General features: G+C 72.1%; 4 protein-coding genes. 1 reads left to right on the top strand and 3 read right to left on the bottom strand.

The window, feature by feature from the left end; genetic code table 11:
- Positions 1-1,140, top strand: a 1,140-nt coding sequence (locus PROKR_RS04460; protein ID WP_036959920.1) for a M20/M25/M40 family metallo-hydrolase, incomplete at its 5' end; no start/stop codon positions are given.
- An 8-nt stretch (positions 1,141-1,148) separates the two neighbouring features.
- Here PROKR_RS04460 and PROKR_RS04455 read toward each other — a convergent pair.
- Genes PROKR_RS04455 through nadA form a run of 3 tightly spaced genes read right to left on the bottom strand, consistent with a single transcriptional unit; the run spans position 1,149 to position 3,562 of the window.
- Positions 1,149-1,694: an acyl-CoA thioesterase gene (locus tag PROKR_RS04455; protein ID WP_036959919.1), complete on the bottom strand. Its 546-nt coding sequence runs from the start codon at positions 1,692-1,694 to the stop codon at positions 1,149-1,151.
- Between the two features lie 31 nt (positions 1,695-1,725).
- Positions 1,726-2,334 (bottom strand): DJ-1/PfpI family protein, encoded by a 609-nt coding sequence (locus PROKR_RS04450; RefSeq protein ID WP_036959918.1) that lies wholly within the window; start codon positions 2,332-2,334, stop codon positions 1,726-1,728.
- A gap of 13 nt (positions 2,335-2,347) precedes the next feature.
- Positions 2,348-3,562: a quinolinate synthase NadA gene (gene nadA, locus PROKR_RS04445; protein ID WP_121384534.1), complete on the bottom strand. Its 1,215-nt coding sequence runs from the start codon at positions 3,560-3,562 to the stop codon at positions 2,348-2,350.
- Positions 3,563-3,731: the final 169 nt, after the last annotated feature.

The raw sequence follows: 3,731 nt of genomic DNA, 5'->3' as shown, positions 1-3,731 counted from the left end.
GCCCGCCGCTCCGCGCCCGCGGGCGCGCCGACCGTGCTGCTGTACGCGCACCACGACGTGCAGCCCCCGGGCGACCCGGCCACCTGGGACACCGACCCGTTCGAGCCCACGCAGGTGGGCGAGCGCCTCTTCGGGCGCGGCGCGGCCGACGACAAGGCGGGCATCGTGGCCCACCTTGGCGCCCTGCGCGCCCTCGGCCTGCCCGACGGCGCCGACCTGCCCGTGGGCGTCACCGTCTTCATCGAGGGTGAGGAGGAGTCGGGGTCGCCGTCCTTCCGGGCCTTCCTGGAGACCTACCGCGACCTGCTCGCCGCCGACGTCATCGTCGTCGCCGACTCCACCAACTGGAAGGTGGGCGTCCCCGCCCTGACCACGTCGCTGCGCGGCCTGGTCGACGGCGAGATCGAGCTGCGCGTCCTCGACCACGCCGTGCACTCCGGCATGTTCGGCGGCGCCGTGCTCGACGCCGTGACCCTGATGTCCCGTCTCGTGGCGACCTTCCACGACGAGGCCGGCGACGTCGCGATCGAGGGTCTGGTCATCGCGCCCGAGCCCGAGGTCGACTACGACGAGGCCGCGTTCCGCGCCGACTCCTCGCTGCTCGACGGCGTGGCGCTCGCGGGCACGGGCACCCTGTCGGGGCGGCTGTGGTCCAAGCCCGCGCTGTCCGTGATCGGCATGGACGTCACCTCGGTGGCCGAGGCGTCCAACACGATCGCGCCGCGCTGCACCGCCAAGATCTCGCTGCGGCTCGCCCCCGGACAGGACCCGGCCGCGGCCGACGCTGCGCTGGCCGCGCACGTGGCGAAGCACGCGCCGTTCGGCGTGCAGGCCACGTGGCGGTCGGGTGAGCAGGGCAAGCCGTTCCTCGCCCCCGGCGACACGGCCGCCATGCGGGCGGCGCGTGCCGCCTTCACCGAGGCGTGGGGCACCGCACCGGTCGACGTCGGCGTGGGCGGGTCCATCCCGTTCATCGCGGACCTGCTCGAGGTGTTCCCCGACGCCGCGATCCTCGTGACCGGCGTCGAGGACCCCGACTCGCGGGCGCACGGCGCCAACGAGTCGGTGCACCTGGGCGAGCTGCAGAACGTGGTCCTGGCCGAGGCGCTGCTGCTCACCAAGGTCGGCGAGGGGCTCTAGCCTCCCGGTCAGCTCGCGGCCGAGGGCTCGCGCGGTGCCACGTCCATCGCGCGGGCCCAGGCCGCGACGTCCTCGGGGAGCTCGGGGGAGGGCAGGTCCTCGCCGGTCGCGTCCCGGACCACCTCGAGTGCGGAGATCCGGTTGCCCTTGCGGTCCAGGAAGCGGCTGGCGACGATCCCGCGGGCGTACAGCTTGTCCCCGCGCGTGAACACCTGCTCCAGGTAGAAGACACGCTCGTCCCAGCCGAGGATCCGCGTGGTGATCTCGAACCGGTCGAACGGCTGCAGGGACCTCCGGTACTTCATGGTCGAGGCCGCGACCACGGGGGCCCAGCCCTTCTCCTTGGCGACCGGGAACATGCCGAGGTCGGCGATCTGGTTGTTCCGGGCGACGTCCATCATCTGCAGGTACGTGCCGTTGTTGACGTGCAGGTACGAGTCGAGGTCCAGGGGGCCGACGCGCATCCGGGTGACCGAGGGGTCGAGCAGGGTCTGTCCGGGGCGGGCCTTGCGCGGGAAGAGTCCGGTCCAGGTGAGCTGGAGCATGCGAGCCATGCGCCCGAGGTTATACCGAGAACCGGCAGTACTAGATACCTTGTCCGGACTGCGTCGGCGGGTGCTGGATCGCGCTGCGCACCGACCGGCCCACGGCCGGCGTCTCCAGGCGTTCGACCAGGTGGAGTGCCATGTCGATGCCGGAGGAGACGCCCGCCGAGGTGATCACGTCGCCGTCGTCCACGTAGCGCGCCTCGGTGTCCACGAGCACGCTCGGGTCCAGCTCGGTCAGCTCGTCGTAGTGCTCGTGGTGCGTGGTGGCGGGCCGTCCGGCCAGGAGCCCCGCGGCCGCGAGCGGCAGGGCACCGGTGCAGACGCTCGCCATGATCGGGGTCTGCTTGCGGATCTGCCGCAGCCACTCCAGGTGCCCCGGCTCGGCCAGCAGCGGCCGCGTCCCGAGCCCGCCCGGATAGACCAGCACGTGCAGCGGCCCGACGTCGTCCGCGCCGTGCGCCGGCAGGATCCGCAGCCCTTTGGCGAGGCGCACGCCGGCGCCGTCCCAGGAGAACGTGCTTACGGTCGGCCGCAGCTGGGAGTGGGACCCCCACTCCGCGAAGACCTCGAAGGGCCCGACGACGTCGAGCTCCTCCGCCCCGTCGAAGACGAAGATCCCGATGCGCAGCCCGCCGTTGCCGCTCACACGCTCAGCCCGGTCAGATTCCGGGAAGGGCCAGCATCTGGTCGAGCGCCACCCGGGCCCAGTGGGCGTCGTCGGCGTCCACGACGATCCGGTTGACCATGCGCCCCTCGACGAGCGACTCCATGGCCCACACGAGGTGCGGCAGGTCGATGCGGTTCATGGTCGAGCAGAAGCACACCGTCGAGTCGAGGTAGTGCACCTGCTTGTCCGGGTGTGCCCGCGCGACCCGGCGCACCAGGTTCAGCTCCGTGCCGATGGCCCAGGCGGAGCCCGGCTCGGCTGCCTCGAGCTGCTTGATGATGTACTCGGTCGAGCCCACGTAGTCGGCCGCGGTGACCACCTCGTGCTTGCACTCGGGGTGCACCATCACGTTGACGCCGGGCACCGCCGCGCGGATGTCGGTGACGTTCTGCTCCGAGAAGCGCCCGTGCACCGAGCAGTGGCCGCGCCACAGGATCATCCGCGCGTCGCGCAGCTCCTGGTCGGTCAGCCCGCCGTTCGGCTTGCGGGGGTCGAAGACCACGCACTCGTCCAGCGACATCGCGAGCTCCAGGACCGCGGTGTTGCGGCCCAGGTGCTGGTCGGGCAGGAACAGCACCTTCCCGGTGCCGTCGACGCCGCCCACCTGGTCGAACGCCCAGCGCAGCGCGACCTCCGCGTTCGAGGAGGTGCACACCGTGCCGCCGTGGCGCCCGGTGAACGCCTTGATGGCGGCCGACGAGTTCATGTAGGTGACGGGAATCGTGGAGTCCGCGATACCGACGTCCTGCAGCACGGCCCAGGCCTCCTCGACCTGGCCGATCGCGGCCATGTCGGCCATCGAGCAGCCGGCCGCGAGGTCCGGCAGCACGACCTGCTGCTGGTCGGACGTCAGGATGTCCGCGCTCTCGGCCATGAAGTGCACGCCGCAGAACAGGATGAACTCCGCCTCGGGGCGGGCGGCCGCCTCGCGGGCAAGCTTGAAGGAGTCACCGGTGACGTCGGCGAAGTCGATGACCTCGTCGCGCTGGTAGTGGTGACCCAGGACGAACGCGCGGCTGCCGAGGGCGGCCCGTGCGGCGCGTGCCCGGTCCACGAGGTCGGGGTCGCTCGGCGCGGGCAGCTCGCCCGTGCACTCCACGCCGCGCTCGGAGGCCAGGTCACGCCCCTGGCCGAGCAGCAGCAACGGGGACGAGGCGGGCTCGGAGAAGCCGGAGTATTCAGCCAGCAGGGTGCTCACGGTCACCATCATGACACGCGGTGGTGACACGTAGTCAGGAGGGTGCCACGATGCCTCTCGTGCACGTGCTGCTGCTTGCCGAGACCCTGCCCGACGCCGAGCGACTCGCCGCCGCGTGGCGCGCCGCCGCGCCGCACGCGACCACCGAGGTGCGCGAGGTCCGGGTGCCCGGCCTCGC

Source organism: Promicromonospora kroppenstedtii DSM 19349 (assembly GCF_000515355.1).
Taxonomy (GTDB): Bacteria; Actinomycetota; Actinomycetes; order Actinomycetales; family Cellulomonadaceae; genus Promicromonospora; species Promicromonospora kroppenstedtii.
Note: the sequence above shows the minus strand (reverse complement) of the source record. Positions and strands in the feature narration are given on the sequence as shown.

Excerpts from the sequence above, each read along its gene's own strand:
- PROKR_RS04455 (WP_036959919.1), bottom strand. The coding sequence starts at position 1,694 with ATGGCTCGCATGCTCCAGCTCACCTGGACCGGACTCTTCCCGCGCAAG.
- nadA (WP_121384534.1), bottom strand. The coding sequence starts at position 3,562 with ATGGTGACCGTGAGCACCCTGCTGGCTGAATACTCCGGCTTCTCCGAG.